This is a genomic window from Citricoccus zhacaiensis (genome assembly GCF_014645315.1).
GTDB classification, from domain to species: domain Bacteria; phylum Actinomycetota; class Actinomycetes; order Actinomycetales; family Micrococcaceae; genus Citricoccus; species Citricoccus zhacaiensis.
In genome coordinates this window covers 230,829-256,109 of sequence record NZ_BMLQ01000005.1, presented here as the reverse complement: position 1 = coordinate 256,109, position 25,281 = coordinate 230,829, and the positions used below count along the sequence as shown (strand labels likewise).

Genomic DNA, 25,281 nt, shown 5'->3' with positions numbered 1-25,281 from the left:
GGCCAGGATGAACTGGCGGGCGCAGCGGGGCAGGCAGGGAGTACCGAGCCGATGCCAAGCAGGACCGGGCCGGCGTCGGCGTTTCTCCGGGGTTTGACGTAGATCACGTGCGTACGGTGGGGGCACCGTCTCAAGTCGACCACCACCAGCGGTCCGTCCCTCGCGTGCTTCCCCGGCAGTCCCCCGCGAGAGGGCGAGCCGTCCTGAATGGAGCCTGACGTGACAGACCACATCACCGCACCAGTGCCCGCAGCCGCGTCCACACCCGCATCCACACCCTCGCCCACAGCTGCAGCCGCAGCCGCATCCGCGTCCGCGCCCGCGGCCGTGCCCGGGCCCTCCCGGCCGGCACGCTTGTCCCGCGTGTCTCGCTTGTCCCGACGACGGCTGCTGCAGGGCACTGCCGCCCTGGGCGGCGTCATCGCGTTCGGGACCGCGGTCTCCGCCTCCACCACACCGGCGTTCGCCGCCACCGTGAGCCGCCCGGACATCATGTCCACGAACGACTGGGGCGCCTCGGCCGCCCAGGGTTCGCTCCCCATCCTCACGCGCCGGCCGACGCACTTGGTCATCCACCACACCACGCACGTGAACTCGGACGACTTCTCCAATGCCGCCGCCAAGGAGGTGGCCCGGCTGATCCAGCGGAACCACATGACGAACGGCTGGGCGGACACGGGGCAGCAGTTCACCATCGCCCGCGGCGGCCAGATGCTCGAGGGCCGGCACGGCTCGCTCGACGCCGTGGTGGACGGGACCCGCTTCATCGAGGGCGCACACGCCTACGGCTTCAACGACCAGTCGGTGGGCATCGAGGTCGACGGGATGTACACCAACGACGTCCCGACGGACGCCCAGTGGAGCTCGCTGGTGCACCTCAGCGCCTACATCTGCCAGCGGTACGGTCTTCACGTGGACCGGATCATCGCCCACCGGGACGTGCCCGGCGCCCAGACCCTGTGCTGCGGGGACGCCTTCTACGGCAAGCTCTCCGCCCTGCGTGCTGAGGTGGCCTCGGCGCTCGCCAACGGGGTCGACGGCGGCTCGGGCCCCTCCGGCGACTACCCCACCGTCCGCCTCGGTGACGAAGGCGATGCCGTGCGCCGGGTCCAGGTCACCCTCGATGTCATCGGCCACGATCCCGGCGTGGCTGACGGTGTCTTCGGCCCCGCGACCGAGAAGGCCCTGCGCGAGTACCAGTCGTTGCTCGGCACGGGCGTGGACGGCATCGCCGGCCCACGGACCTGGGGAGCCCTCGCGACGCACCACGCCGCCGGATCGACCGTGACTTCCGGGGACAGCGGCACCGAGGTCGAGTACCTGCAGCGAGGCCTCAAGGCCTCCAGCGGCGTCGACCTGGCCACCGACGGCCTCTTCGGGGACCAGACGGAGGCCGCCGTCTCCGCCTATCAGAAGGCCCGCGGGCTGACCGTGGACGGGGTGGCCGGCGCCGAGACATGGGCCGCCCTGAAGCACGGGCAGTAGCCTACCGGGAGTAGGCGCCTCGCGGGCAAGACAAAACCCCGTGGCCGCGGTTCCACGAAGGGAACGGGACCACGGGGTTCCGTGGGCTGACGCTCGGCGGGTGACCGGCCGGCGTCGTGCGCGGGATTGCTCCTGCGCTACTGCATGCTGGGCGAAACCGCCGAAGCGGTCCCACCCACCAGGGGCAGCGTGAAGATCAGCGCTTCGAGAACTGCGAGGCCTTGCGGGCCTTCTTGAGGCCGGCCTTCTTGCGCTCGACGACGCGGGCGTCACGGGTCAGGAAGCCAGCCTTCTTGAGAGCGGCGCGGTTGTTCTCGCGGTCGATCTCGTTCAGGGCGCGGGCGACACCGAGGCGCACGGCACCGGACTGGCCGGAGGGGCCGCCGCCGGTGATGCGCACGATGACGTCGTAGGCACCCTCGAGCTCGAGGAGCTTGAACGGATCGTTGACTTCCTGCTGGTGCAGCTTGTTCGGGAAGTAGTTCTCGAGGCTGCGGCCGTTGATGGTCCAGGCGCCGGAGCCCGGGACCAGGCGCACGCGGGCGATGGCCTGCTTGCGGCGACCCACGGCGCCGCCGCCGACGGTCAGCGCGGGGCGCTCAGCGACAGCAACGGTCTCGGGGGCATTGGTGGACTCGGAGGTGTAGCTGGTCAGCTCCACTTCCTCGGTGGACTCATTCTCATTGAGAGTCATGGTTCTCCTTGAAAGATTGTGGTGGTGCTGACCCGTTACTGGGCGACCTGGCCGATTTCGTACGTCTTGGGCTGCTGGGCGGTGTGGGGGTGCTCGGCACCGCGGTACACCTTGAGCTTGTGCAGCTGCTCAGCGGCGAGGGAGTTCTTCGGGAGCATGCCGCGGACGGCCTTCTCCACGGCGCGCACCGGGTTCTTCTCCAGCAGCTCCGCGTAGGAGACAGAGGAGAGACCACCCGGGAAACCGGAGTGGCGGTAGGCGCGCTTCTTCTCGAGTTTGGCGCCGGTCAGGGCCACCTTCTCGGCGTTGATGATGATGACGAAATCGCCCATGTCCATGTGGGGGGCGAAGGTCGGCTTGTGCTTTCCGCGCAGCAGTGTTGCGGTCTGGCTGGCAAGACGACCCAGCACGACATCAGTGGCGTCAATGACGTGCCACTGGCGGTCGGCATCGCCGGGCTTCGGGGTGTACGTACGCACGTTGTTTGCCTTCGTGTTCGGTGTCGGTTACAGATTCCCGGCCCGCGGCGGTGAGTCCGTGGGCCAGTCACTGAGTTCATCGGTGCGCAGCCGGTACGCCAGGTGAGGACTGGAGTGAGGCCGGGTCCGAAAGCTTCCCGGCGGCGCCCTGGGCTATTGCGACCATGCAACCAGGCCACCCGAGGGTACAGCGAATCCGGGAAAGGACACGCACAACGAAGGTCAATACTACCGTGTCCGCGCAGTAGGGGCAAAGCAGCTGGAAATCAGGGGGAATCAGGGGGCATCGGGGGGAGTGAAGTGTGGCGGGCTCCTCCACAGATGACTGATCACGGCGTGTCATCCACAGATTTCCAGAAGCCCTTTTCGGTGTCCGCAGGGTGTGATCGAATGGACTTATTCGAACACCTGTTCCCATATGGCAAGCGGGAGATCAGCAGCCACTCCCACCAGTCGCGGCGAACAGGTACGGGAAAGCAAGTCAGGGAAAGGAGGGCGGGAATGACCGACGAACACGAGTACCAAGACGGACTGGAGCGCCAGGACGAACACAAGGACGAACACAAGAGCCAGCACAAGGACGAGCACAAGGACGAGCACCAGGATGTGGACGATCATGGTTCAGGGACCGCCCCACTCCCTTCTCTGGACGAGCTCCCGCTCGGTCACCTGACGGCCTTGTTGCAGGAGGCCACCAGAGCCGTGGTGCATCGGCTCTCCGGTCCCGACGTCTTGCGCGAGTTGACCGCCATGACTGCCCCCGATGACAGTGGCGGTCGGGACTGGGGAGCCATGCTGTCCGTCCTTCCCGACGAGCCGGATCCGGACGCGGAACCAGGGCTGGACTCCGCCTCTGCCTCTGCTTCTGCCTCTGTCCCGGCCCCTGCCATGAGCGCGGAAGCTGCCGTTCATCCCACAGCTGTCACCCTCCCGATGCTGCACCAGGTTCTGGAGACCGTGGGGCGATCCGTGGCGACGGCCCAGATGACCTTGACGGGACACACGGTGGACGCCTTCGACAATCCACCAGAACGCCATCGCCTTCTCGGACTCCCTCAAGGGAAGACCGCCTTCCGAGATGCAACCGATTACCTCAAGCTCGCTCTGCGGATCGACGGCACCGAAGCCCGGCGCCGGACGCGTTGGGCGGCCACCCTGCGGCCGACCCGCACGCTGTCCGGCGAGCCCCTGCCTCCCGTCCTCCCCCGACTGTCCGCCGTCGTCCACGAGGGAAAATTGGACCGTGCCGCCGTGGACATCATCACCACGGCCTTGGACAACGTCCGGCAGATGGCCCGTCGCGTGGGGGCCGATCCACAGGGCGTCTCCGACCTCCTGGATGACGGCGAGGAACGCCTGGTGGCGCAGGCCGAGTCCGTGGACCCGGGCACGCTGCGCAAAGTCGCGGCCCATTGGCTGCAGTGGGCCGAAGGGGCCCTGGATCCCGACGGCGCCGAGCCGAACGACGCCACGCTGCCCCAGCTACAGGGCCTGATCCGCAAGGGTCATCGCAATGGACTGCACCAGTGGCTGCTCGCGGTCAACGATGAACAGAACGAGTACCTGCTGACGGTGGCGAACGCCGCCACCAATCCCCGTGCGCCCTACCGCGGCCAGTCGATGGAGGACGCGGACGGTGGCGTCCCTGGGAGCGAGCGTTTGGATCAGCTGTTGACGGCGGAGGTCCAGTCCGAAGAGGACGGTTCCTTGACGGCGGTCACGGCCGTCGACCCGCGCTCAACCCAACAGAAACAACTCGACGGGCTGATGGCGTGCATCGCCGGCGGCCTGGCCATGATCGAGTCGGATCAGCTTCCCTCGACGGGTGGCACCCGCCCCCAGGTCTCGGTCCTGATCGACTTCCACACGTTGCTGGGCGATCTGGAGAAAGCCGGCACGGTCACCGCTGAAGACCTCCTCCAGTTCGAGTCCTCAGCAACGTTCACCGGTCCGATCCACCCCGCCACGATTCGGGCCATGGCCTGTGATGCGGACATCCTGCCGGTGGTGCTCGGATCGAGCAGCGAGGTGCTCGACGTCGGCCGCGCGCAGCGTCTCTTCCCCGCCCGGCTCCGGCAGGCGATCGCTGCCCGCGATGGAGGCTGCGCCGCACCCGGCTGTTGGATCCCGGCGCCGTGGTGCGACGTGCACCATGTCGAACACTGGGAACACGGCGGACCCACCTCCGTCGACAACGGGGCTCTACTCTGCAACCACCACCATCACGCCGTCCACGCCGGCGCATGGGACATCGACATGGCCTCCGGCCGGCCCTGGTTCATACCGGCCCCCTATCTTGATCCACGTCGACAACCACAGCGCAATCGGTTCTGGCGGAGATAGACCCATGGATCTCGGCCAGCAATTACACAACGGTCCGACGCGCCCGTGTCCCAGCGGCGCGGGCGGCCAGAGCACGGGGATCGGATCCGACGTCGGGGTATTCGACGTGCTCCAGGACCAAGGCGTGCGGCGGTGCGAGCCGCGTCTGCGAGTCCCGGACCATGGCCTCCAGACGTTCGCTGACCCAGCCTGCAGGATGGCGCCCCTCCCCCACCTGAACGACGGCCGCCACGAGGGCACGGACCATGTTGTGACAGAACGCGTCGGCCTGCAGTCGGGCGGTGATCAGTCCGGATTTCCCGTCGCGGGTGAAACCGAAGTCCTGCAGTTCACGGATGGTTGTGGCGCCGTCCCGTGGCTTGCAGAAGGTCAAGAAGTCGTGGAGACCGAGCACGGCTTTCGCTTCGGCGTCCATCAGCTCGGCATCCAGCGGTTCCTTGTGCCAGTACGTGGATCGACGGTTCAGCGGGTCTCGCGTCTCGGAGGAGTCGCTGATGGCGTACCGGTACGAGCGCCACAATGCCGAGAACCGCGCATCAAAGCCCTCGGGTGCCAAGGACGCCCCCGTCACCACCAGCGCACCCCGTTCGCGGCTCAGAGCGCCGCTGAGACGCCGCACCAAGGTCGACGCCGGCCCGGCCTCGTCCGGATTCCGTGTCACCGCCTTCCATTCGGCCTCCGTCAGATCGAAGTGCACCACCTGACCACGGGCGTGCACCCCGGCATCGGTGCGACCGGCGACCACGGTGCGAACGGGGCGGCGCATGATGGTGGCCAGCCCGTCCTCGAGGACGCCCTGAACGGTCGGCAGCCCCGGCTGAGTGGCCCACCCCCTGTAGTCGGTGCCGTCATAGGCCAGGTCCATCCGGACACGGACAAGGGCGGGATCAGACGGCGTGGGCATGGGGATCATTCTAAATCCCGGGCCAGAATGGACAGAATGGAGAACCTTGCGCCGTGGGTGGCCTATCTGTTGAACGTGCTGCCCGGGGTGGCGCTGATCGGCATCATCGTGGCCCTGCTGCCGCGGCAGGCGCACGGGGTGCGAATCCTCCTCCTGGTCCTCGGGTTCATCTTCGTCCGCGATGCAATGAGCCCCCATGGGCTGTGGACGTTCGGCATGGTGGGTCCGTCCGGCACGGTTGGCCCGTCCGGCATGGTGGGTCCGTCCGGCATGGTGGGTCCGTCCGGCATGGTGGGTCCGTCCGGCACCTCGTCGTCAGCGGATTCGTTCGAGCTGCCCGTTCTGTGGTTGCGCTTCACTGACGACCCGGTTGCCCTTCTGGTGATGACCGTGGCGTCGCTGGCACTCGCAGCTGCGATCGTCTTCGCGTGCCGGGACCTGCGGTGGATCGTCCTGTGGACGGGGCCACGATGGTGGACCTCAGCACTCGTAGGCCTGGTGGGCGTCGTGGTGATCGCGCTGCCCTTCCTGTACCTTCACGGCACTCTGGTCGAGTGGTTCCCCATCCTGGACGGCACCCCCTTGGCCCGTCCCTTGGTTCCGGTAGAGCAGCGCGGCGGGACGGGGGCCGCCGGCGTGGTGGTCCTGCTGGCTGTCTTCGCCCTGTGCGGAAACCTGGTGGAGGAGGTCCTGTTCCGCGGCTTTCTCCAGGCCCACCTGGAGGACCACCTGCCAGGGCGGTCCGGCCGCTGGCGCGCAGCACTGCTCTCAGCCCTGATCTTTGCCGCCGGGCACCTGTTCCTCGCCTACAACCTCACCGGCGTGGGGTGGCCGCTGCTCGCCTTCACCCTGTTCGAAGGACTCGTCTGCGCCGTCATCGCGATGCGTCACGGCGTCCTCGGGGCGACCGTGGCACACGGCGGCGCCATCTTCCTGCTGACGTCCGGGCTCCTCTGATGTCCTCCGACCCACCCCTTGCCGCCTGTCCTGTATTCGTCTGCCCTGGCCCTCGCTGCCTGCCTGCCTGCCTGCTTGCCTGCCTACCTGCAGCGATCCGTACCCCGCCTCGGGTTCCGGCGGGCAGCCCACGCTCCAACGACGCGACCGTTAAACCCAACGACCCGTCCCTCCGCACGTGATGTGCGTCGGAACGGGTCGTCCAGATGGTGTCTGGAGAATCCTCTGCAGACAGCCGGTTCAGACCGAGAAGATCACTTCTCTTCGGTCTTCTCCTCAGCGGCAGGTGCCTCAGCGGCTTCGGCTTCAGCAGCCGGAGCCTCAGCAGCCGGAGCCTCGGCGGCCGGAGCGTCGGCAGCCTCGGTCTCAGCGACCTCAGCCTCGGCCACGGGGGCCTCAGCCGGCGCAGCGGTCTCGGCGGCCTTCTCGGCCTCCTTGACCACAGCCTGCTTCGGGGACACCGGCTCCATGACGAGCTCGATGACCGCCATCGGGGCGTTGTCGCCGTGACGGTTGCCGATCTTGGTGATCCGGGTGTAGCCACCCTCGCGCTCGGCCATGGCCGGGCCGATCACCGTGAACAGCTCGTGCACGATGGTCTTGTTGGTTCGGTTCTTGGCCGAGATGATGCCCTGGACCTTGCGACGCGACGCCAGATCGCCCTTCTTGGCGAAGGTGATCAGACGCTCGGCGAAGGGACGCAGGCGCTTGGCCTTGGTCACCGTCGTGGTGATCTTCTTGTGCTCGAACAGGTTGGCCGACAGGTTGGCCAGCATGATCCGCTCGTGGGCAGGGCCGCCGCCCAGGCGCGGTCCCTTAGTGGGGGTAGGCATTGGTGTTTCTCCTCAGATGGACCCTGACGGCTGCCGGCCATCAGGACACTATTGGTGGTGGTACAGCGAGTGAAGAGAGTGACTCAAGACCCGGCCGAAGCCCGATCCCGGTTCACGGCTCAGTACTCGCCGTAGGACTCCTCGGACTCCTGGGAGTGCAGCGAGGGGTCATAGCCAGCCGGGGAGTCCTTCAGGGACAGACCCAGTTCGGTCAGCTTTTCCTTGACCTCGTCGTTGGACTTGGCTCCGAAGTTCCGGATGTCCATGAGATCGGCCTCGGAGCGAGCAACGAGCTCGCCAACGGTGTGGATGCCCTCGCGCTTCAGGCAGTTGTAGGAGCGCACGGTCATTTCCAGGTCTTCGATCGGCAGTGCCATATCGGCGGCCACCGTGGTGTCCGTCGGGCTCGGGCCGATCTCGATGCCTTCGGCCTCCAGGTTCAGCTCACGGGCCAGGCCGAAGAGCTCCACCAGGGTGGTGCCGGCAGAGGCCACGGCGTCACGCGGAAGCATGGACTCCTTGGTCTCGACGTCGAGGATGAGGCGATCGAAGTCGGTGCGCTGCTCCACGCGGGTGGCCTCGACCTTGAAGGTGACCTTCAGGACCGGCGAGTAGATGGAGTCGACCGGGATCCGGCCGATCTCCGCGTCACCGGTCTTGTTCTGGGCTGCAGTGACGTAGCCGCGGCCACGCTCGACGATGAGCTCCATGTCGAACTTGCCCTTGCCGTTCAGGGTGGCAATGTGCAGGTCCGGGTTGTGAACCTCGACTCCGGCCGGGGACGTGATGTCCGCAGCGGTGACGACGCCGGGACCCTGCTTGCGCAGGTAGGCGACCACGGGCTCATCGTGCTCGGAGGAGACCGAGAGCTTCTTGATGTTCAGGATGACCTCGGTGACGTCTTCCTTCACACCGGCGACGGTGCTGAACTCATGCAGCACCCCATCCACGCGGATGCTGGTGACAGCAGCGCCCGGGATGGAGGACAACAGGGTCCGGCGAAGGGAGTTTCCGAGGGTGTAGCCGAAACCGGGCTCCAGCGGTTCGATGATGAACCGGGAACGGTTGTCGGCAACGACTTCTTCAGTCAGCGTGGGGCGCTGTGCAATGAGCACTGACATTTCCTTTCGGCGAGCGTCCGCCATATGACGCACACGATGGGTGGAAACGAATGGGGTGGGCGGGAGTGCACCGATGCGCACGCCCCGGCTGGCCGGAAAGGCCCGGAACCAGCCGAGGGGCGTGCGCTCGGTACGAGGTCAGACGCGGCGGCGCTTGGCCGGGCGGCAACCGTTGTGGGCGGAAGGGGTGACGTCCGAGATGGAGCCGACCTCGAGGCCAGCGGCCTGGAGCGAGCGGATCGCGGTCTCGCGGCCGGAGCCGGGACCCTTCACGAAGACGTCAACCTTGCGCAGTCCGTGCTCCTGAGCGGCCTTGGCAGCCTTCTCGGCAGCCATCTGTGCGGCATAGGGGGTGGACTTGCGGGAGCCCTTGAATCCCACATCGCCGGCCGAGGCCCACGAGATGACAGCACCGGTGGTGTCCGTGATGGACACGATGGTGTTGTTGAAGGTGCTCTTGATGTGGGCCTGGCCCACAGTGATGTTCTTCTTGTCCTTGCGACGAGGCTTGCGGGTGACCGCAGCACGTGTCTTGGGGGGCATGTGTCTCTCCTACGAAAGCTGGTGTTGTGCGGAAGTGACTGTCTTGCTGGGGAGAAGCCGGAGGCAACCGTGAATCGGGAATGCGGCGCGGAGGCCGTCCCGTTCCGGGTGACTACTTCTTCTTGCCGGCGACAGTCTTCTTCGGGCCCTTGCGGGTACGGGCGTTGGTCTTCGTGCGCTGGCCGTGCACAGGCATGCCGCGGCGGTGGCGGATGCCCTGGTAGGAGCCGATCTCGACCTTGCGGCGGATGTCGGCTGCCACCTCGCGGCGCAGGTCACCCTCCACCTTGAAGTTGGCCTCGATGTAGTCGCGCAGGGCAACCAGCTGTTCGTCGGTCAGGTCCTTGACGCGAGTGTTCGGGTCGATGCCCGTCGCTTCAATGGCCTGCTCGGAGCGGGTCTGGCCCACACCGAAGATGTACGTGAGAGCGATGACGACGCGCTTTTCGCGCGGGATGTCGACGCCTGCTAGACGTGCCATATGGCCGTCCTCCTTGTTCTTCTGAAGCAAAGGTCTGCACCAGCACGTCCCCTCCCCCGGGAATCTCTTCCCTGCGGTGCCCTGGTGACGGTTCCGGCGAAGTTCCGGAGTTTCATTCCGCCGACCGGCGTTGCCGCGGTTCGGGTCCCCGGCCCTTGCGTCCAGGGGTTGCCGTCCACCTCGGCCCCTGCTGGACCCGGAGGGGTTCAGGCAGGAATCCGTGGATTCCGGCTGTGCTGCTGTTTGGTCCGGTTGGACCTGGTCATCCGGTTGTGCTCCGGTCGACCTGAGGGTGCTGCGCGTGGACGATCCCGTCGAAAGACGAGGTCAGCCCTGGCGCTGCTTGTGGCGTGGGTTCTCGCAGATCACCAGGACGCGGCCCTTACGGCGCACCACCTGGCACTTGTCACAGATCCGCTTCACGCTCGGCTGAACCTTCATGGTTCCTCCTCCAGCGCTTGCTGTTTAGTGGTGGATGGGTTTACTTGTAGCGGTACACGATACGACCCCGATTGAGGTCGTACGGGCTAAGTTCCACGACGACCCGGTCCTCGGGGAGGATTCGGATGTAGTGCTGACGCATCTTTCCCGAGATCGTGGCCAGAACAACATGCTCGTTCTGCAGACGGACGCGGAACATTGCGTTCGGCAATGCTTCACTGACCGTGCCCTCGACCTCGATGACACCTTCCTTCTTAGCCATGTCCTCCACTTACGTTGTGCCAGACTCCACGCGTCGGCGCGGGCGGTGCATCCGGGCCTCAATCGACTCGAATACTCCACGTCCGTTGGACGGATGAAACCAGGCGGGGATGTTTCCGGCTGACCACCAGGGCGCAATCCAGGGGTACCCCGGGAATTCCAGAGGGACTCCCGAGAACACGGCGCACCGCAGAGACAACCAGCAAGCAATACTACTGGCTTCGGACACAGAAGTGAAATTCACCCGCGTCAGAGTTGACCCCTCTTCGGGTAGAGGGTAGAGCCACAGGGGGTAGAGGGTAGAACCGCAGAAAAAGAGGTACGGCAGCGTTCTACGCTTGCGCCCTACTCCCCGATGGGAACGGGCACCACGCCGAGCGGGGCGAGGTCGGCCGCGCCGCCGTCGGGCATGGTCAGCACCCAGATGCCGCCGCGATGCCGCGCGACCGAGTGCTCCCACTGGCTGGCGCGGGCCCCGTCACGGGTGACCACGGTCCAGTCGTCGGCGAGGACGTCCGTGGCCAGGCCGCCGCGCACGAGCATGGGCTCGATCGCCAGGCACAGCCCCGGCTTGACCTTGGGTCCACGGTGCCGGGACCGGTAGTTCAGCACGTCCGGGGCCTGATGCATGGCTGTGCCGATGCCGTGGCCCACGTAGTCCTGCAGGATGCCTAACGGGGCGCCGGGCTGTGAGGAGACGAAGTCATCGATGGCATCTCCGATGTCACCGACGTACTTGGCCGTGGCCAACGCGGCGATGCCGTGCCACATGGCCTGGCGGGTGATCTCGGACAGCCGCTCGTCCTCGGGATCGGCCGTGCCAGCTGCCGAGGAGCCGAGAACGACCGTGCGGGCCGAGTCGGAGTGCCAGCCGTCGATGATGCAGCCACCGTCGATCTTCAACACGTCCCCCGCCTTCAGGACGCGCACCCCCGGGATCCCGTGCACCACTTCCTCGTTGACCGAGGCGCAGATGGTGGCCGGGTAGCCGTAGTAACCCAGGAAGTTCGGCGTGGCACCGGCCTCCTCGAGAACCGCAGCGAACACGGCGTCGACGGCGGCCGTCGTCGTTCCCGGGACAGCCGCCGCGACGGCCGCGTCCAGGGCGCGGTGAAGGACCATTCCGGCACGATGCATCGTCTGCATCTGCGGGACGGACTTCAGTTCGACCTGACGGCGGTTCATCACAGCGGTTTCTCGGATCCTTCGCTACTCGGCTTCTGGACTACTCGGGTTCTGGATTACGTGGGTTCTGGACTACGTGGGTTATGGATCACGCAGGGAAATTACTCGGGGTTCTCGCCGTCGCCCTGGCCGATCGGCTGGACCACGGGGAGGTTGCCGGTGCGCTCACGAACGGAGTACACGGCCTGGAGCAGGCGCTCGGTGATGTCGTCGATCTGGCCGGTGCCGTCCACGCGGGCCACGATGCCGCGGGACACGTAGGACTCGATCACAGCCTCGGTCTGCTGGTGGTAGAGGTCCAGACGGTGCTGGATGACCTCGGCCGTATCGTCGGCACGCCCCTCGGTCTCGGCACGGTTGAGCAGTCGAGCGACGAGCTCCTCGTCCGGCACCGTCAACTCGATGACGACGGTCAGCGCCTGACCGTCCTCCGTCAGGAAGCCGTCGAGGGCCTCCACCTGACCGGCGGTGCGCGGGTAACCGTCCAGCAGGAAGCCGTGCTCGGCGTCGGACTGGCGGATGCGGTCGGCGACCATGCGGTTGGTGACCTCGTCCGGGACGAAGTCGCCATTGTCCATGTACTTCTTGGCTTCCTTGCCGAGCTCCGTCATGTCCTTGACGTTGTCCCGGAAGATGTCGCCCGTGGAAATGGCCACGATGCCGAGCTTGTCCGCAATACGGGAAGCCTGGGTGCCCTTGCCGGACCCGGGAGGGCCCATCATCAGCATGCGGGTCATAGGTATTCCTTACTGTCGATCAGCGTGAATATTCGGTTTTCAGGAGTACGGGACGTGCCCACCGGAGTCGAGGTCCGCTACCGCAACAGGCCCTCGTAGTTGTGCTGCTCCATCTGCGCATTGATCTGCTTGATGGTCTGCAGCGCAACGCCAACCATGATGAGGATCGAGATGCCGCCGAACGGGAAGTTCTGGTCGGCGTTGATGAGCACGAAGGCGATCATCGGGATCATCGCCAGGACACCAAGGTACATCGCGCCCGGGAAGGTGATCCTGCTGATGACGTACTCGAGGTACTTCTCGGTCGGACGGCCCGCGCGGACACCGGGGATGAAGCCGCCGTATTTCTTCATGTTGTCGCTGATCTCCACCGGGTTGAACGTGATCGTGACGTAGAAGTACGTGAAGCCGATCGTCAACAGGAAGAACAGGATCATGTAGACCGGGTGCGAGCCGGTGCCGAAGTACTCGGAGAGGAAGATGACCCACTGCGGCGGGGTGGTGCCGTCCTGCGGGGTGTTGAACTGGATGAGGATGCCCGGGAGCATCATGATCGAGGACGCGAAGATCACGGGGATCACGCCGGCCATGTTCACCTTGATCGGGATGTACGTGGACGTCCCGCCCACGGTGCGGCGGCCGATCTGCCGCTTGGCGTACTGCACGGGGACGCGGCGCTGGGACTCCTCCACGAACACCACGGCCATGATGGTCAGCAGGCCGACGATCAGCACGATGCCGAACACACGCCATCCCTGGGTGGACCAGATCTGGCCCAGGCCGGCCGGGAAGCCGGCGGCGATGGACAGGAAGATCAGCAGGGACATGCCGTTGCCGACGCCGCGCTCGGTGATGAGCTCGCCGAGCCACATGATCAGGATGGTGCCGGAGGTCAGCGTGAGGATCATCAGCAGGATCACCGGGAGGCTGTCATCCGGCACAATCGGCAGGTTGCAGCCGAGCAGCGCGCCGGTGCGTGCCAGCGAGACGATCGTGGTGGCGTTCAGCAGCGCCAGGGCCACGGTGAGGTAGCGCGTGTACTGGGTCAGCTTGGACTGGCCCTGGGCGCCTTCCTTCTGCAACTCCTCGAAGCGGGGAATGACCACCCGCAGCAGCTGCACGATGATGGCCGCCGTGATGTAGGGCATGATGCCGAGGGCGAAGACGGAGACCTGGAGCATCGCGCCGCCGGAGAACATGTTCACGAACGAGTACAGGCCGCCCGTGGTGTTGCCCTGGTCCAGGCAGACCTGCACGGTCCCGTAGTCGACACCGGGGGCAGGGATGAACGCCCCGAGCCGGTAGATGACGACGATCCCTAGGGTGAACCAGATCTTTCGCCTCAGGTCGGGCGTCCGGAAAACCCGGGCAATCGCGCTGAACAAGCGTCCTCCTGGAGGTGGATGGTGCTGTGGTTGGACGCGGAAAGAAGAACTGGCGAAGGGTTGCCTTCGGCAGAACCGTTGCCGGAACCACTGACCGAGTCTAACGGAAAGAAGAAGGCCCCCGTGCCGCTATCCACGTAAAACGCACGTGGACGGCGGCCCGGGGGCCAACTTTCGGTTAACGCGGGGCTACGCCGAGCCTCCACAGAACCGGTTCAGAACCGGTTCAGAACCGGTTCAGAACCAGACTGAATCCAGTTCAGAGGGTCTCGGTGGACCCACCGGCGGCGGAGATCTTCTCCGCTGCGGAGGACGAGAAGGCGTTGGCCTTCACGTTCACCGCCACGGTGATCTCGCCGGTCCCGAGGACCTTCACCGGCTGGTTCTTGCGGACCAGGCCCTTGGCGATCAGATCGTCCACGGTCACGTCGCCGCCGGCCGGGAAGTGCTCCGACAGCTTGTCCAGGTTCACGACCTGGAATTCGACCTTGAACGGGTTCTTGAAGCCACGCAGCTTCGGCAGACGCATCTGCAGCGGCACCTGGCCACCTTCGAAGCCGGCCTTCACCTGGTAGCGCGCCTTGGTGCCCTTGGTACCGCGACCAGCGGTCTTGCCCTTGGACGCCTCGCCGCGACCCACTCGGGTCTTGGCCTTCTTGGAGCCGGGGGCCGGACGCAGGTCGTGGACCTTGATCGCGTTCATCCCCTCGGCAGTGCTGTCAACTGAGCGTTCATCAGCCATGGTTGACCTCCTCAACCTTCACCAGGTGCGGCACGGTGTTGACCATACCCACGGTGACCGCATCGGCCTTGCGGTTGACCGTGTGGCCGATCCGCTTGAGGCCGAGGGACCGCAGGGTGTCGCGCTGGTTCTGCTTACCGCCGATGGCGGACTTGATCTGGGTGATTTCCAGCGTGGCATCGCTTACGGCGACGTTCTTACGCGTGCTGAAATTAGCCATTGGCGGCACCTGCCTTCTCGCTCTTCTTCGCGCGATCCTGCTCCATGGTGCGGAGCATCGCGTGAGGAGCGACCTCGTCCAGGGTCTTGCCACGACGGGCAGCCACGGACTGGGGCTCCTCCAGCTGCTTCAGGGCATCCACGGTGCCGCGCACGATGTTGATCACGTTGGCGGACCCCATCGACTTCGACAGCACGTCGTGGATACCTGCGCACTCCAGCACGGCGCGGACCGGACCACCGGCGATCACGCCGGTACCCGGGGAAGCCGGACGCAGGAGCACCACACCGGCGGCGTCCTCACCCTGCACGAGGTGCGGGATGGTGGAGCCGACGCGCGGAACGCGGAAGAAGGACTTCTTGGCCTCTTCCACACCCTTCTGGATGGCTGCCGGAACTTCCTTGGCCTTGCCGTAGCCGACGCCCACCAGGCCGTCGCCGTCGCCCACGATCACCAGGGCGGTGAAGGAGAACCGACGACCACCCTTGACGACCTTGGACACACGGTTGATGGCCACGACGCGCTCCAGGAACTTGTCCTTGTCGTCGTCGCGACCGCCACGGCCACCACGGTCGTCGCGGCGTCCGCCACGGCCACCGCGGTCGTTGCCGCCGGCGTTGCCGCCACGGTCGTTGCCGCGGCCGCGGTCGTTGCCACCACGGCCGCCGCGGTTGCCCTGGCCCTCAGTGGACTGGCTGGCCGAACCGGCAGCGGTCTCAGACGCGCCGCCAACGGCAGTGTTCTCGGTGTTTTCGGTCACCTGAGTGTCCTTCTTGTTGCTCTCGGTGTTCGACTCGCTCACAGCTGCAGCCCACCTTCCCGGGCACCGTCAGCGACGGCGGCCACGCGACCGTGGTACTTGTTGCCGCCGCGGTCGAAGACCACGGCCTCAATGCCAGCGGCCTTGGAACGCTCGGCCACCAGCTCGCCGACCTTCTTCGCCTTGGCGGACTTGTCGCCCTCGAAGGCGCGCAGGTCGGCTTCCATGGTGGAGGCCGAGGCCAGGGTGACACCGCGGGTGTCGTCCACGACCTGCACGAAGATGTGACGTGCAGAGCGGTTGACCACCAGACGGGGACGGACGGCAGTGCCGGAGATCCGCTTGCGAACGCGCAAGTGGCGGCGGGTGCGGGAAACGAACTTCCCCTTGCCCTTCACTTTCAGCGTGGACATTACTTACCTGCCTTTCCGGCCTTGCGGCGAATAACCTCGCCTGCGTAACGCACACCCTTGCCCTTGTACGGGTCAGGACGGCGCAGCTTGCGGATGTTCGCAGCGGTCTCGCCGACGCGCTGCTTGTCGATGCCGACCACGGTCACCTTGTTGCCCTCGACCTTGAAGGAGATTCCCTCCGGGGCCTTGACGGGAACGGGGTGCGAGTAGCCGAGGGCGAACTCGAGGTCCGAGCCCTTGGCGAGCACGCGGTAACCGGTGCCGATGACCTCGAGCTGCTTCTCATAGCCGTCGGTGACACCGACGATCATGTTCGAGATGAGGGTACGGGTCAGGCCGTGCAGCGAACGCGATTCGCGCTCGTCGTTCGGGCGGGTCACCGTGATGGTGCCCTCCTCGAACGAGACCTCTATCGGGCTGGCCACAGCGTGGCTCAGCTCGCCCTTGGGGCCCTTCACGGCAACGTTCGATCCGTCGATCTTGATCTCGACGCCGGACGGCACGGTAATCGGAAGACGTCCAATACGTGACATGTCTGTTCTACCTTTCTTCCGTCTTAGCCGTTACCAGACGTAAGCGAGGATTTCCCCACCTACGCCCTTCTTGGCTGCCTGGCGGTCGGTGAGCAGACCGGAGGAGGTGGACAGGATGGCGATGCCCAGGCCGCCCAGCACGTGCGGCAGGTTGGTGGACTTGGCGTACACGCGCAGACCGGGCTTGGAGATGCGGCGCAGGCCGGCGATGGCCCGCTCGCGCTGAGGACCGAACTTCAGCTCGATGACGAGCTTCTTGCCCACCTGGGCGTCCTCTTCCTTGTAATCAGCGATGTAGCCCTCGGACTTGAGGATGTCGGCCACGCGAATCTTCAGCTTGGACGACGGCATTTCCACGGAATCGTGGAAGGCCGAGTTGGCGTTGCGCAGACGCGTCAGCATGTCTGCGACAGGATCTGTCATGGTCATGTGGGCTTCGTGCCCTTCCTCGTTGCGGTTTCCCTTCCCGGTACACCGGTGGGGACCTGCAACGTAGATAATTACTTCTGAGTGGACTTCGTGGGCTGGTCGAACGGCTGGAACGGGAAGCCGAGCGCCTTGAGCAGCGCGCGTCCCTCGTCGTCCGTCTTGGCGGTGGTCACCACAGTGATGTCCATGCCGCGCACGCGGTCGATCTTGTCCTGGTCGATCTCGTGGAAGACCGACTGCTCGGCCAGACCGAAGGTGTAGTTGCCGTTGCCGTCGAACTGCTTCGGCGACAGGCCGCGGAAGTCACGGATGCGCGGCAGCGCAAAGGTGACCAGGCGGTCCAGGAACTCCCACATGCGGTCGCCACGCAGGGTCGCGTGGGTGCCGATCGGCATGCCCTCACGCAGCTTGAACTGCGCGATGGACTTGCGGGCCTTGGTCACCTGCGGCTTCTGGCCCGTGATCTGGGTCAGGTCGCGGATGGCGCCATCGATGATCTTCGAGTCCTTGGCGGCCTCACCGACACCCATGTTCACGACGACCTTCACGAGGCCGGGGATCTGCATGAGGTTGGCGTAGCCGAACTCCTCCTGAAGGGTGCCGCGGATCTCTTCGCGGTACTTGTTCTTCAGGCGCGGGGCCACCTTCGGGGCGGTGGTGTCTGCAGTCTGCACCTCAGTCATCACAGCTCCTTTCCGGAGGCCTTGGCGAAGCGGACCTTGACGGTCTTGGACTCGCCGTTCTTCTCCACGGTCTCGAAGCGGTAACCCACGCGGGTCGGCTTCTGGGTCTCGGGATCCACGACGGCCACGTTCGAGACGTGAACGGGGGCCTCGACGACCTGCAGGCCGCCTTCGGTGGAACCGTTGTTGTTCTGGCCGGCACGCAGGTGCTTGGTGACGCGGTTGACGCCTTCCACCAGCACCCGGTCACGGGACGGGAAGACACGCAGGACCTTGCCCTGCTTGCCCTTGTCCTTGCCGGCGATGATCTGGACGAGGTCGTCCTTCTTGATCTTCGACATGTGTCAGATCACCTCCGGTGCCAGCGACACGATCTTCATGAACTTCTTGTCACGCAGCTCGCGGCCCACGGGGCCGAAGATGCGCGTGCCTCGGGGCTCGCCATCGGTCTTGAGGATGACGGCGGCGTTCTCGTCGAACTTGATGTAGGAGCCATCGGGACGACGGCGTTCCTTCTTGGTCCGAACGATGACTGCCTTGACGACGTCGCCCTTCTTGACGTTGCCGCCCGGGATGGCGTCCTTCACGGTGGCGACAATGGTGTCACCGATACCTGCGTAGCGGCGTCCGGATCCACCGAGAACACGGATGGTCAAGATTTCCTTGGCACCAGTGTTGTCGGCGATCTTAAGCCGCGACTCCTGCTGAATCACTCGTTACTCCTGTCGTCGCGCTGGTTCTCCCCCGAAGCCGGGCGAGCCTTGCGGAACGGATATTTTGATGTTCCCGGGCCACTTACCCCTGCCCCAGTGGCGTATGGGCCGGTTGCAGAGCCTTCCGGCCCCCCTGTCAGACGGGGACCAGCGCTGCAACAACCGTCCATCCGCAGGGCAAGGCCGAGGCGGCTGATCGAGAAGTTTTGCGAAACCCTTGGCGCGCGGGGTGGATAGTCCCGCCAACAAGGGCGCACAGATGGTCCATCTTAGCCCACCGGGCACCCAGCGGACTAATTGACCTTCTGTGGTACCGGACCACCACCAGGACTTCCGCCACCAGCACTTCCACCCCAACGCACGACGCCGGCCGTCACCGCACGTATGCGGTGCCGGCCGGCGTCGGGCTGGGCTTGTCCTGAGGTTGTGGTGACCTCGCGCTTACTTGGCGCGCTCGGTGACCTCGACCAGGCGCCACCGCTTGGTGGCGGAGTACGGACGGGTCTCGGCGAGGATGACACGGTCGCCGACGCCGGCGGTGTTCTCCTCGTCGTGGACCTTCAGCTTCTTAGAGGTACGCAGGACCTTGCCGTACAGGGCGTGCTTCTTCAGGTCCTCGACCTGCACGACGATCGTCTTGTCCATCTTGTCGGACACGACGATGCCGCGGAGCGACTTGCGGTAGCCACGCTCCGAGGCCTCGTTGGCTGCAGATGCGTTCGCGTTCTCGGTCACTTGGCCTCCTCCTCGGTCTTCTCGGTCTCCTCGGCCGCAGTGGCCTTGGTGCTCTTCTTGACGGCCTTCTTGGAAGCCTTGTCAGCCTTCGCGTCCGCGACGTCCTCGGCCGGAGCCTCGACGTCCTCGCGGATGCCCAGCTCACGCTCACGCAGGATCGTGTAGATCCGAGCGATGTCGCGCTTGACGGTCTTCAGACGGCCGTGGTTGTCCAGCTGGCCGGTGGCCGACTGGAAACGCAGGTTGAACAGTTCCTCCTTGGAGCGCTTGAGCTCCTCGGCCAAACGGGCGTTGTCCAGGCCGTCCAGGGCCTCGACATTCAGTTCCTTCGAACCGGTAGCCATGATCACTCACCACCCTCTCGGCGGACGATACGTGCCTTCAAAGGCAGCTTGTGCATAGCCAGGCGCAGCGCCTCGCGGGCCACGTCCTCGCTGACGCCGGAGAGCTCGAAGAGCACGCGACCCGGCTTGATGTTGGCGACCCACCACTCGGGGGAACCCTTGCCGGAACCCATGCGGGTTTCGGCCGGCTTCTTGGTGAGCGGACGGTCCGGGTAGATGTTGATCCACACGGTGCCGCCGCGCTTGATGTAGCGCGTCATGGCGATACGAGCGGACTCGATCTGACGGTTGGTCACGTAGGCCGGCGTCAGGGCCTGGATGCCCCACTCGCCGAACGTGACGGCCGTACCGCCCTTGGCCATGCCCGAGCGCTTCGGGTGGTGCTGCTTGCGGTGCTTGACTCGACGGGGAATCAACATCAGGCATTGCCTCCTTCAGCGGGCGCAGAGGAGCCTGCAGCAGCCGAGTCCTGACGCGGGGCGCGGTCGTTGCGACGGCGACGATCGCCACCACCGGGACCACCGGGTCCACGGCGGTCGCCACCACGGGCACCACGGCCGGACGGTGCAGCAGCTTCCTTGGCGGCCAGTTCCTTGGCCGTCAGGTCGCCCTTATAGATCCAGACCTTCACGCCGATGCGGCCGAAGGTGGTCTTGGCTTCGAACTTGCCGAAATCGATGTTCGCGCGCAGGGTGTGCAGCGGCACACGGCCTTCGCGGTAGAACTCCGAGCGCGACATCTCCGCGCCACCCAGGCGACCGGCGCACTGGATGCGGATGCCCTTGGCACCGGCACGAGTGGCGGACTGGATGGCCTTCTTCATCGCACGGCGGAACGCCACGCGGGAAGCGAGCTGCTCGGCGACACCCTGGGCGACCAGCTGGGCATCGATCTCGGGGTTCTTGACCTCGAGGATGTTCAGCTGGATCTGCTTGCCGGTGAGCTTCTCGAGCTCGGTGCGGATGCGATCGGCCTCGGCGCCGCGGCGGCCGATGACGATGCCGGGACGAGCGGTGTGGATGTCCACACGCACACGGTCACGGGTCCGCTCGATCTCCACCTTCGAGATGCCGGCGCGCTCCATGCCGATGGTCATCAGCTCGCGGATCTTGATGTCTTCCTTCAGGAAGTCCTTGTACCGCTGGCCTTCCTTGTTGGAGTCAGCGAACCAGTGCGAGACGTGGTCGGTGGTGATGCCGAGGCGGAAACCGTTCGGGTTGATCTTCTGACCCATGGGTTACTTCCCCTCCTCTTCCTCGGTCGCAACGACCACGGTGACGTGGCTGGTGCGCTTGTTGATGCGTCCGGCGCGGCCCTGGGCACGCGGCTGGAAACGCTTCATGGTCGGTCCTTCGTCGACGAAGGCCTCAGTGATGAACAGGGCGTCCTCGTTGAACGCCATGCCCTCGCGGTCGGCCTTGACCCGGGCGTTGGCCACCGCGGAGGCGACCAGCTTGTACACCGGCTCCGAAGCGCCCTGCTGGGCAAACTGCAGAATGGCCAGTGCTTCGTTCGCCTGCTTGCCACGGACAAGGTTGACGACGCGCCGGGCCTTCATCGGCGTTACACGCAGGTGGCGCGCAATTGCCTTGGCTTCCATTGCTTTCCTTCTTTCGAGTGTCTCGGACGGTCAAGCCCCGCGTCAGCGGCGCTTGCCCTTCCGGTCGTCTTTCACGTGACCGCGGAAAGTCCGCGTGAGTGCAAACTCGCCGAGCTTGTGCCCGACCATCGACTCGGTGATGAACACCGGGATGTGCTTGCGTCCGTCGTGCACCGCGATCGTGTGCCCGAGCATGTCGGGGATGATCATGGACCGGCGGGACCAGGTCTTGATGACGTTCTTGGTGCCCTTTTCGTTCTCAGCGTCCACCTTGAGGTAGAGGTGCTGATCAACGAAGGGGCCCTTCTTCAGGCTACGTGGCATGTCTCCAGGCTCCTATCGCTTGTTCTTGCCGGTACGGCGACGGCGCACGATGAGCTTGTCGCTTTCCTTGTTCGGGCGGCGGGTGCGGCCCTCTGGCTTGCCATTGGGGTTGACCGGGTGACGACCACCGGAGGTCTTGCCCTCGCCACCGCCGTGCGGGTGGTCGACGGGGTTCATGACCACACCGCGGACGGTCGGGCGAACGCCCTTCCACCGCATGCGGCCGGCCTTGCCCCAGTTGATGTTCGACTGCTCGGCGTTGCCGACCTCGCCGATGCTGGCGCGGCAGCGCACGTCCACGTTGCGGATCTCGCCGGAGGGCAGACGCAACTGGGCGTACTTGCCTTCACGGGCGACCAGCTGGATGGACGAACCGGCCGAGCGGGCCAGCTTGGCGCCGCCGCCCGGACGCAGTTCCACCGCGTGGATGACGGTGCCGAGCGGGATGTTGCGCAGCGGCAGGTTGTTGCCGGGCTTGATATCCGCGGTCGCGCCAGCCTCGATGGTGTCACCCTGGTTCAGCTTGGCCGGGGCCAGGATGTAGCGCTTGGTGCCGTCCACGTAGTGGAGCAGGGCGATGCGGGCGGTGCGGTTCGGGTCGTACTCGATGTGAGCGACCTTCGCCGGCACGCCGTCCTTGTCATGACGACGGAAGTCGATGACGCGGTACTGGCGCTTGTGGCCGCCGCCCTTGTGGCGGGTGGTGATCTTGCCGGAGTTGTTGCGTCCGCCGCTCTTGGTGAGCGGGCGAAGCAGCGACTTCTCCGGGGTGGTCCGGGTGATTTCTGCGAAGTCGGCCACGGACGAGCCGCGAAGGCCCGGGGTGGTCGGCTTGTATTTACGGATAGCCATGTGTCAGTTCCTCGATTAAGTGGTCTCCGCTACGCCTCAGGCGAGCGGACCTCCGAAGATGTCAATCGTGCCCTCTTTGAGCGTCACGACCGCGCGCTTGGTGCTCTTGCGGGAGCCCCAACCGAACTTGGTGCGCTTGCGCTTGCCGGCACGATTCAGGGTGTTGATCGAGTCAACCTTGACGGAGAAGATAGCCTCAACCGCCTGCTTGATCTCGGTCTTGTTGGAGCGCGGGTCGACCAGGAAGGTGTACTTACCCTCGTCGATCAGGCCGTAGCTCTTTTCCGACACGACCGGGGCAATGACCACGTCGCGGGGATTCTTGTTGATGGAGCCGCTCACTTGGCATCCTCCTTCTGTGCGCCGGCCTTGGCCACAAACGCCTCGTAGGCAGCCTGGGTGAAGACCACGTCATCGCTGACCAGCACGTCATACGTGTTCAGCTGATCGAAGTACAGGGTGTGCACCGACTCCAGGTTGCGGGCACTCAGTGCCGCAGTGTCGTCAGCACGCTCGATGACCAGCAGGACGTTCTTGCGTCCCGCGGTCAGCGCGGACAGGACGGCCTTGGCACCCTTGGTGGTCGGGGTACCGGCGGAGACCAGTTCCTCGATCACGTGGACGCGGCCGTTACGAGCGCGGTCAGAGAGGGCGCCACGCAGGGCGGCAGCCTTCATCTTCTTGGGGGTGCGCTGCGAGTAGTCACGCGGCTCGGGGCCGTGGACCACACCGCCACCCACCATCTGCGGGGCGCGGATCGAACCCTGACGGGCGCGGCCGGTGCCCTTCTGCTTGAACGGCTTGCGGCCGGCACCGGAGACCTCGCCCCGACGCTTGACCTTGTGGGTGCCCTGGCGAGCGGCGGCCAGCTGGGCCACCACAACCTGGTGCATCAGCGGCACGTTGGCCTGGACATCGAAGATCTCGGCGGGCAGGTCGACGGCGACGGTCTTCACGTCGGCCTTGGCTTCTGCGTTAGTTGCGTTGGTAGCCATCTGCTCATGCTCCCTTCACTGCAGTGCGAACCAGGACGACCCGGCCGCGGGGACCCGGGACGGCGCCCTTGATCAGCAGCAGGTTCTTCTCCACGTCAATGCCGTGGAGGGTGAGGTTCTGGGTGGTCTGGCGAACGGCGCCCATGCGGCCCGGAAGGCGCTGGCCCTTGAAGACGCGGCCCGGGGTGGACGCGCCACCGACGGAACCCGGCTTGCGGTGGTTCTTGTGGGCGCCGTGCGAGGCGGACACACCGGCGAAGCCGTGACGCTTCATGACACCGGCGAAGCCCTTGCCCTTGGTGGTCCCGACGACGTCGACCTTCTGGCCGGCCTCGAAGACCTCGACGGTGACATCCTGGCCGAGGGTGTACTCGGCGGTGTCACCGGTGCGCAGCTCGACCACGTGACGGCGCGGGGTGACCCCGGCCTTCTCGAAGTGGCCGGCGAGCGGCTTGGTGACCTTGCGCGGGTCGATCTGCCCGTAGGCGATCTGGACGGCGGCGTAGCCGTCGGCCTCCGCATTGCGCAGCTGGGTCACAACGTTGGGTTCAGCTTGGACGACAGTGACGGGGATGAGCTTGTTGTCTGCATCCCAGACCTGGGTCATGCCGAGCTTCGTGCCCAGCAGGCCCTTAACGTTTCGCGTGATGGTCATAGTTTCTCAGCACCTCCCTCTCAGAGCTTGATTTCGATGTTGACGTCGGCCGGAAGGTCGAGGCGCATGAGCGAGTCGACAGCCTTCGGCGTCGGGTCGATGATGTCGATCAGCCGCTTGTGCGTGCGCATCTCGAAGTGCTCGCGGCTGTCCTTGTACTTGTGGGGAGAGCGGATCACGACGTACACGTTCTTTTCAGTCGGCAGCGGCACTGGGCCCACCACCGTTGCGCCTGCGCGCGTGACCGTGTCGACGATCTTCCGAGCCGAAGTATCGATGACCTCGTGGTCATACGACTTCAGCCGGATGCGGATTTTCTGTCCCGCCATGGCGTCATGCCTCTTTCGTCCTGTGCTTCGTACGCGTTACACGTACCTGTCCCTGTGTGCGACGGGCCCGGCGAACCGGCCCCGCGCTTCTATATCCACCCGCGCAGACCAAATCCGGAGAACCGGGTTCCTCGCCCTGCCGGGGCTTCGACCCACGCGGTCGGGCGTGTCGTGATCCGCTCCGCAGACATGCGTGAACATGCCAGAGACACAGCTGACCACAGGACCGCCAGATCCAGATGGGGATTGTGCGTTGATTTGGTCTCGGGCGGCAGAATCTGGACCTCACGGACACCACTCCACACACGCCCAAGCACTTGAGCAACTGATCCAGTATGACAGATCCGTGCCCCAGGCGCTAATTCAGCTGAGCGTCAACACCCTCAGTCGAACCACTCACCTGGCGGGCCCGCCATCAGCAACAGCGAGAACACCACCACCACGACGCCGGCCGTCACGACCGCGGCCAGGATCACGTTCCGCAGGACCCAGGCCTCGAGCGATTCCCAGAAGCCCCGGGGGCCAAGGTCACCGGTGCGCCCATCCACCAGTCGCCAGGTGGCGTCCGGTTCCCCGCGCCGGGCCAGCGACCGTTCGAACGGAAGGGTGGCGAATGGCACCGCCGCCAGCAGGACGGCCGCGGCTCCGCGACCGGCGCTCCACCGCTGGTTGATCCACACGCCGACGGTCACGACGCAGTAGCAGAGGAACACGAAACCGTGCACTCCCCCGGCGGCGGGCATCAGGACCTCGGTGGCGCCGGAGTACTTCAGCACCATGGCCAGGATCAGGAGGGCCCAGGTGAACATCTCCGCCGTCGCGAAGACCCGGTAGACCGCCCGGGGTCCCGGCAGGATGGTGCCCTTCCTCGCTGGCGTGCTCTGGGTTGAGCTGGAGGGTGTGGTGGAGGGTGTATTGGCGGTTGAGCTGGAGGGTGCACCGGAGCGTGTCCCGCCGGTGCTGGTGTCCTTGTTCGGGTTCACTGGTGGTCGTTCGCTCGCTTGATGCGCTTCGCACGGTCGATCTCGCGGCCGAAGGTCTTGCGCAGTCGAACGATCGCGAAGACCACCGCGGCGATGATCACCAGGGCAATGAGGAATTCCAT

37 protein-coding genes are annotated in these 25,281 nt (G+C 65.6%); 3 read left to right on the top strand and 34 right to left on the bottom strand.

All coding sequences use genetic code 11. The features are described 5' to 3' along the window. Positions 1 to 363: 363 nt before the first annotated feature. Complete coding sequence (locus tag IEX49_RS10345) at positions 364 to 1,485, top strand: peptidoglycan recognition protein family protein (RefSeq protein ID WP_188806068.1); 1,122 nt, start codon at positions 364 to 366, stop codon at positions 1,483 to 1,485. 196 nt (positions 1,486 to 1,681) lie between these two features. Here IEX49_RS10345 and rpsI read toward each other — a convergent pair whose 3' ends face one another. Then, positions 1,682 to 2,179, bottom strand: coding sequence for a 30S ribosomal protein S9 (gene rpsI, locus IEX49_RS10340; RefSeq protein WP_188806067.1), 498 nt, complete (start codon positions 2,177 to 2,179; stop codon positions 1,682 to 1,684). Between the two features lie 35 nt (positions 2,180 to 2,214). Further along, positions 2,215 to 2,658, bottom strand: coding sequence for a 50S ribosomal protein L13 (gene rplM / locus IEX49_RS10335; protein WP_115931866.1), 444 nt, complete (start codon positions 2,656 to 2,658; stop codon positions 2,215 to 2,217). A 501-nt stretch (positions 2,659 to 3,159) separates the two neighbouring features. Here rplM and IEX49_RS10330 point away from each other — a divergent pair. After that, positions 3,160 to 5,001 carry an HNH endonuclease signature motif containing protein gene (locus tag IEX49_RS10330; RefSeq protein WP_188806066.1) on the top strand — a complete coding sequence of 614 codons (1,842 nt, stop codon included), beginning with the start codon at positions 3,160 to 3,162 and terminating at the stop codon, positions 4,999 to 5,001. A gap of 22 nt (positions 5,002 to 5,023) precedes the next feature. On the opposite strand, the gene truA is transcribed toward IEX49_RS10330, so the two are convergent. Then, positions 5,024 to 5,914: a tRNA pseudouridine(38-40) synthase TruA gene (gene truA / locus IEX49_RS10325; RefSeq protein WP_188806065.1), complete on the bottom strand. Its 891-nt coding sequence runs from the start codon at positions 5,912 to 5,914 to the stop codon at positions 5,024 to 5,026. 27 nt (positions 5,915 to 5,941) lie between these two features. Between truA and IEX49_RS10320 the strand changes: the two genes are divergently transcribed. Next, positions 5,942 to 6,862: a CPBP family intramembrane glutamic endopeptidase gene (locus IEX49_RS10320; protein ID WP_188806064.1), complete on the top strand. Its 921-nt coding sequence runs from the start codon at positions 5,942 to 5,944 to the stop codon at positions 6,860 to 6,862. Positions 6,863 to 7,116: 254 nt separating this feature from the next. Here IEX49_RS10320 and rplQ read toward each other — a convergent pair whose 3' ends face one another. The 31 genes from rplQ to IEX49_RS17020 form a co-directional block, all read right to left on the bottom strand. Then, the gene (gene rplQ / locus IEX49_RS10315) at positions 7,117 to 7,695 is read right to left on the bottom strand and encodes a 50S ribosomal protein L17 (protein ID WP_188806063.1); all 579 of its coding nucleotides are present in this window, start codon (positions 7,693 to 7,695) and stop codon (positions 7,117 to 7,119) included. A gap of 119 nt (positions 7,696 to 7,814) precedes the next feature. After that, positions 7,815 to 8,810: a DNA-directed RNA polymerase subunit alpha gene (locus tag IEX49_RS10310; RefSeq protein WP_188806062.1), complete on the bottom strand. Its 996-nt coding sequence runs from the start codon at positions 8,808 to 8,810 to the stop codon at positions 7,815 to 7,817. Between the two features lie 144 nt (positions 8,811 to 8,954). Further along, complete coding sequence (rpsK, locus tag IEX49_RS10305) at positions 8,955 to 9,359, bottom strand: 30S ribosomal protein S11 (RefSeq protein WP_115931872.1); 405 nt, start codon at positions 9,357 to 9,359, stop codon at positions 8,955 to 8,957. A gap of 112 nt (positions 9,360 to 9,471) precedes the next feature. Beyond that, positions 9,472 to 9,840, bottom strand: coding sequence for a 30S ribosomal protein S13 (gene rpsM / locus IEX49_RS10300; protein ID WP_188806061.1), 369 nt, complete (start codon positions 9,838 to 9,840; stop codon positions 9,472 to 9,474). Positions 9,841 to 10,167: 327 nt separating this feature from the next. Then, complete coding sequence (rpmJ, locus tag IEX49_RS10295; RefSeq protein WP_010145295.1) at positions 10,168 to 10,281, bottom strand: 50S ribosomal protein L36; 114 nt, start codon at positions 10,279 to 10,281, stop codon at positions 10,168 to 10,170. Positions 10,282 to 10,321: 40 nt separating this feature from the next. After that, positions 10,322 to 10,543: a translation initiation factor IF-1 gene (gene infA / locus IEX49_RS10290; protein WP_010080397.1), complete on the bottom strand. Its 222-nt coding sequence runs from the start codon at positions 10,541 to 10,543 to the stop codon at positions 10,322 to 10,324. 344 nt (positions 10,544 to 10,887) lie between these two features. Then, positions 10,888 to 11,727 carry a type I methionyl aminopeptidase gene (map, locus tag IEX49_RS10285; protein ID WP_188806060.1) on the bottom strand — a complete coding sequence of 280 codons (840 nt, stop codon included), beginning with the start codon at positions 11,725 to 11,727 and terminating at the stop codon, positions 10,888 to 10,890. A gap of 101 nt (positions 11,728 to 11,828) precedes the next feature. Continuing rightward, positions 11,829 to 12,464 carry an adenylate kinase gene (locus tag IEX49_RS10280; RefSeq protein ID WP_188806059.1) on the bottom strand — a complete coding sequence of 212 codons (636 nt, stop codon included), beginning with the start codon at positions 12,462 to 12,464 and terminating at the stop codon, positions 11,829 to 11,831. 77 nt (positions 12,465 to 12,541) lie between these two features. Then, positions 12,542 to 13,849, bottom strand: a complete 1,308-nt coding sequence (secY, locus tag IEX49_RS10275; RefSeq protein WP_188806058.1) for a preprotein translocase subunit SecY — start codon at positions 13,847 to 13,849, stop codon at positions 12,542 to 12,544. 259 nt (positions 13,850 to 14,108) lie between these two features. Next, entirely contained in the window at positions 14,109 to 14,591 is a 483-nt protein-coding gene (gene rplO / locus IEX49_RS10270) for a 50S ribosomal protein L15 (protein WP_188806057.1), read from the bottom strand. Then, positions 14,584 to 14,811: a 50S ribosomal protein L30 gene (gene rpmD, locus IEX49_RS10265; protein WP_188806056.1), complete on the bottom strand. Its 228-nt coding sequence runs from the start codon at positions 14,809 to 14,811 to the stop codon at positions 14,584 to 14,586. The genes rplO and rpmD overlap by 8 nt, the downstream gene beginning before the upstream one ends. Beyond that, the gene (rpsE, locus tag IEX49_RS10260) at positions 14,804 to 15,571 is read right to left on the bottom strand and encodes a 30S ribosomal protein S5 (RefSeq protein WP_373286715.1); all 768 of its coding nucleotides are present in this window, start codon (positions 15,569 to 15,571) and stop codon (positions 14,804 to 14,806) included. Before rpsE ends, rpmD begins: the two co-directional genes overlap by 8 nt. Positions 15,572 to 15,609: 38 nt before the next feature. Further along, positions 15,610 to 15,984 (bottom strand): 50S ribosomal protein L18, encoded by a 375-nt coding sequence (gene rplR / locus IEX49_RS10255; protein WP_188806054.1) that lies wholly within the window; start codon positions 15,982 to 15,984, stop codon positions 15,610 to 15,612. Beyond that, positions 15,984 to 16,517, bottom strand: a complete 534-nt coding sequence (gene rplF, locus IEX49_RS10250; RefSeq protein WP_188806053.1) for a 50S ribosomal protein L6 — start codon at positions 16,515 to 16,517, stop codon at positions 15,984 to 15,986. Before rplF ends, rplR begins: the two co-directional genes overlap by 1 nt. Before the next feature lie 30 nt (positions 16,518 to 16,547). Beyond that, positions 16,548 to 16,946 (bottom strand): 30S ribosomal protein S8, encoded by a 399-nt coding sequence (gene rpsH, locus IEX49_RS10245; RefSeq protein ID WP_159552324.1) that lies wholly within the window; start codon positions 16,944 to 16,946, stop codon positions 16,548 to 16,550. Positions 16,947 to 17,017: 71 nt separating this feature from the next. Then, positions 17,018 to 17,629: a 50S ribosomal protein L5 gene (rplE, locus tag IEX49_RS10240; protein ID WP_188806052.1), complete on the bottom strand. Its 612-nt coding sequence runs from the start codon at positions 17,627 to 17,629 to the stop codon at positions 17,018 to 17,020. Further along, the gene (rplX, locus tag IEX49_RS10235; RefSeq protein ID WP_115931885.1) at positions 17,629 to 17,970 is read right to left on the bottom strand and encodes a 50S ribosomal protein L24; all 342 of its coding nucleotides are present in this window, start codon (positions 17,968 to 17,970) and stop codon (positions 17,629 to 17,631) included. Before rplX ends, rplE begins: the two co-directional genes overlap by 1 nt. Before the next feature lie 3 nt (positions 17,971 to 17,973). Next, positions 17,974 to 18,342 (bottom strand): 50S ribosomal protein L14, encoded by a 369-nt coding sequence (gene rplN, locus IEX49_RS10230; protein WP_115931886.1) that lies wholly within the window; start codon positions 18,340 to 18,342, stop codon positions 17,974 to 17,976. Between the two features lie 441 nt (positions 18,343 to 18,783). Next, a complete protein-coding gene (gene rpsQ / locus IEX49_RS10225) occupies positions 18,784 to 19,077 on the bottom strand; it encodes a 30S ribosomal protein S17 (RefSeq protein WP_115931887.1) in 294 nt (97 codons plus the stop codon). After that, complete coding sequence (gene rpmC / locus IEX49_RS10220) at positions 19,074 to 19,421, bottom strand: 50S ribosomal protein L29 (protein ID WP_188806051.1); 348 nt, start codon at positions 19,419 to 19,421, stop codon at positions 19,074 to 19,076. The genes rpsQ and rpmC overlap by 4 nt, the downstream gene beginning before the upstream one ends. Before the next feature lie 2 nt (positions 19,422 to 19,423). After that, positions 19,424 to 19,840: a 50S ribosomal protein L16 gene (gene rplP / locus IEX49_RS10215; RefSeq protein WP_115931888.1), complete on the bottom strand. Its 417-nt coding sequence runs from the start codon at positions 19,838 to 19,840 to the stop codon at positions 19,424 to 19,426. Further along, positions 19,840 to 20,655 carry a 30S ribosomal protein S3 gene (rpsC, locus tag IEX49_RS10210; protein WP_188806050.1) on the bottom strand — a complete coding sequence of 272 codons (816 nt, stop codon included), beginning with the start codon at positions 20,653 to 20,655 and terminating at the stop codon, positions 19,840 to 19,842. The genes rplP and rpsC overlap by 1 nt, the downstream gene beginning before the upstream one ends. A 3-nt stretch (positions 20,656 to 20,658) precedes the next feature. Further along, positions 20,659 to 21,021, bottom strand: a complete 363-nt coding sequence (gene rplV / locus IEX49_RS10205; protein WP_188806049.1) for a 50S ribosomal protein L22 — start codon at positions 21,019 to 21,021, stop codon at positions 20,659 to 20,661. A gap of 42 nt (positions 21,022 to 21,063) precedes the next feature. Further along, entirely contained in the window at positions 21,064 to 21,345 is a 282-nt protein-coding gene (gene rpsS / locus IEX49_RS10200; protein WP_115931891.1) for a 30S ribosomal protein S19, read from the bottom strand. Between the two features lie 12 nt (positions 21,346 to 21,357). Continuing rightward, entirely contained in the window at positions 21,358 to 22,197 is an 840-nt protein-coding gene (rplB, locus tag IEX49_RS10195) for a 50S ribosomal protein L2 (RefSeq protein ID WP_115931892.1), read from the bottom strand. Positions 22,198 to 22,233: 36 nt separating this feature from the next. Further along, entirely contained in the window at positions 22,234 to 22,539 is a 306-nt protein-coding gene (gene rplW, locus IEX49_RS10190) for a 50S ribosomal protein L23 (protein WP_115931893.1), read from the bottom strand. Continuing rightward, positions 22,536 to 23,192, bottom strand: coding sequence for a 50S ribosomal protein L4 (gene rplD / locus IEX49_RS10185; RefSeq protein WP_188806048.1), 657 nt, complete (start codon positions 23,190 to 23,192; stop codon positions 22,536 to 22,538). The genes rplW and rplD overlap by 4 nt, the downstream gene beginning before the upstream one ends. Positions 23,193 to 23,196: 4 nt before the next feature. Further along, positions 23,197 to 23,847 (bottom strand): 50S ribosomal protein L3, encoded by a 651-nt coding sequence (gene rplC / locus IEX49_RS10180; protein ID WP_188806047.1) that lies wholly within the window; start codon positions 23,845 to 23,847, stop codon positions 23,197 to 23,199. A gap of 20 nt (positions 23,848 to 23,867) precedes the next feature. After that, complete coding sequence (gene rpsJ, locus IEX49_RS10175; protein WP_010145320.1) at positions 23,868 to 24,176, bottom strand: 30S ribosomal protein S10; 309 nt, start codon at positions 24,174 to 24,176, stop codon at positions 23,868 to 23,870. 383 nt (positions 24,177 to 24,559) lie between these two features. Continuing rightward, positions 24,560 to 25,159, bottom strand: a complete 600-nt coding sequence (locus tag IEX49_RS10170; protein ID WP_308421929.1) for a DUF3817 domain-containing protein — start codon at positions 25,157 to 25,159, stop codon at positions 24,560 to 24,562. Then, on the bottom strand, positions 25,156 to 25,281 hold the full coding sequence (locus IEX49_RS17020; protein WP_268237711.1) for a hypothetical protein: 126 nt from the start codon (positions 25,279 to 25,281) through the stop codon (positions 25,156 to 25,158). Before IEX49_RS17020 ends, IEX49_RS10170 begins: the two co-directional genes overlap by 4 nt.

Excerpts from the sequence above, each read along its gene's own strand:
- rplX (WP_115931885.1), bottom strand. The coding sequence starts at position 17,970 with ATGTCGAAGATCAAGAAGGACGACCTCGTCCAGATCATCGCCGGCAAG.
- rplC (WP_188806047.1), bottom strand. The coding sequence starts at position 23,847 with ATGACCATCACGCGAAACGTTAAGGGCCTGCTGGGCACGAAGCTCGGC.
- rplE (WP_188806052.1), bottom strand. The coding sequence starts at position 17,629 with ATGACTGAGGTGCAGACTGCAGACACCACCGCCCCGAAGGTGGCCCCG.
- infA (WP_010080397.1), bottom strand. The coding sequence starts at position 10,543 with ATGGCTAAGAAGGAAGGTGTCATCGAGGTCGAGGGCACGGTCAGTGAA.
- rpsS (WP_115931891.1), bottom strand. The coding sequence starts at position 21,345 with ATGCCACGTAGCCTGAAGAAGGGCCCCTTCGTTGATCAGCACCTCTAC.
- IEX49_RS10330 (WP_188806066.1), top strand. The coding sequence starts at position 3,160 with ATGACCGACGAACACGAGTACCAAGACGGACTGGAGCGCCAGGACGAA.
- rplO (WP_188806057.1), bottom strand. The coding sequence starts at position 14,591 with ATGGCTGATGAACGCTCAGTTGACAGCACTGCCGAGGGGATGAACGCG.
- IEX49_RS10280 (WP_188806059.1), bottom strand. The coding sequence starts at position 12,464 with ATGACCCGCATGCTGATGATGGGCCCTCCCGGGTCCGGCAAGGGCACC.
- rpmC (WP_188806051.1), bottom strand. The coding sequence starts at position 19,421 with ATGGCTACCGGTTCGAAGGAACTGAATGTCGAGGCCCTGGACGGCCTG.
- rplR (WP_188806054.1), bottom strand. The coding sequence starts at position 15,984 with ATGTCCACGCTGAAAGTGAAGGGCAAGGGGAAGTTCGTTTCCCGCACC.
- IEX49_RS17020 (WP_268237711.1), bottom strand. The coding sequence starts at position 25,281 with ATGGAATTCCTCATTGCCCTGGTGATCATCGCCGCGGTGGTCTTCGCG.
- rplP (WP_115931888.1), bottom strand. The coding sequence starts at position 19,840 with ATGTTGATTCCCCGTCGAGTCAAGCACCGCAAGCAGCACCACCCGAAG.
- rpsJ (WP_010145320.1), bottom strand. The coding sequence starts at position 24,176 with ATGGCGGGACAGAAAATCCGCATCCGGCTGAAGTCGTATGACCACGAG.
- rpsM (WP_188806061.1), bottom strand. The coding sequence starts at position 9,840 with ATGGCACGTCTAGCAGGCGTCGACATCCCGCGCGAAAAGCGCGTCGTC.
- truA (WP_188806065.1), bottom strand. The coding sequence starts at position 5,914 with ATGATCCCCATGCCCACGCCGTCTGATCCCGCCCTTGTCCGTGTCCGG.
- rplB (WP_115931892.1), bottom strand. The coding sequence starts at position 22,197 with ATGGCTATCCGTAAATACAAGCCGACCACCCCGGGCCTTCGCGGCTCG.
- rplV (WP_188806049.1), bottom strand. The coding sequence starts at position 21,021 with ATGGAAGCCAAGGCAATTGCGCGCCACCTGCGTGTAACGCCGATGAAG.
- rplF (WP_188806053.1), bottom strand. The coding sequence starts at position 16,517 with ATGTCACGTATTGGACGTCTTCCGATTACCGTGCCGTCCGGCGTCGAG.
- rplQ (WP_188806063.1), bottom strand. The coding sequence starts at position 7,695 with ATGCCTACCCCCACTAAGGGACCGCGCCTGGGCGGCGGCCCTGCCCAC.
- rpsC (WP_188806050.1), bottom strand. The coding sequence starts at position 20,655 with ATGGGTCAGAAGATCAACCCGAACGGTTTCCGCCTCGGCATCACCACC.
- rpmJ (WP_010145295.1), bottom strand. The coding sequence starts at position 10,281 with ATGAAGGTTCAGCCGAGCGTGAAGCGGATCTGTGACAAGTGCCAGGTG.
- rpsH (WP_159552324.1), bottom strand. The coding sequence starts at position 16,946 with ATGACCATGACAGATCCTGTCGCAGACATGCTGACGCGTCTGCGCAAC.
- rpsK (WP_115931872.1), bottom strand. The coding sequence starts at position 9,359 with ATGCCCCCCAAGACACGTGCTGCGGTCACCCGCAAGCCTCGTCGCAAG.
- IEX49_RS10320 (WP_188806064.1), top strand. The coding sequence starts at position 5,942 with ATGGAGAACCTTGCGCCGTGGGTGGCCTATCTGTTGAACGTGCTGCCC.
- rpmD (WP_188806056.1), bottom strand. The coding sequence starts at position 14,811 with ATGGCTAATTTCAGCACGCGTAAGAACGTCGCCGTAAGCGATGCCACG.
- rplD (WP_188806048.1), bottom strand. The coding sequence starts at position 23,192 with ATGGCTACCAACGCAACTAACGCAGAAGCCAAGGCCGACGTGAAGACC.
- rpsI (WP_188806067.1), bottom strand. The coding sequence starts at position 2,179 with ATGACTCTCAATGAGAATGAGTCCACCGAGGAAGTGGAGCTGACCAGC.
- map (WP_188806060.1), bottom strand. The coding sequence starts at position 11,727 with ATGAACCGCCGTCAGGTCGAACTGAAGTCCGTCCCGCAGATGCAGACG.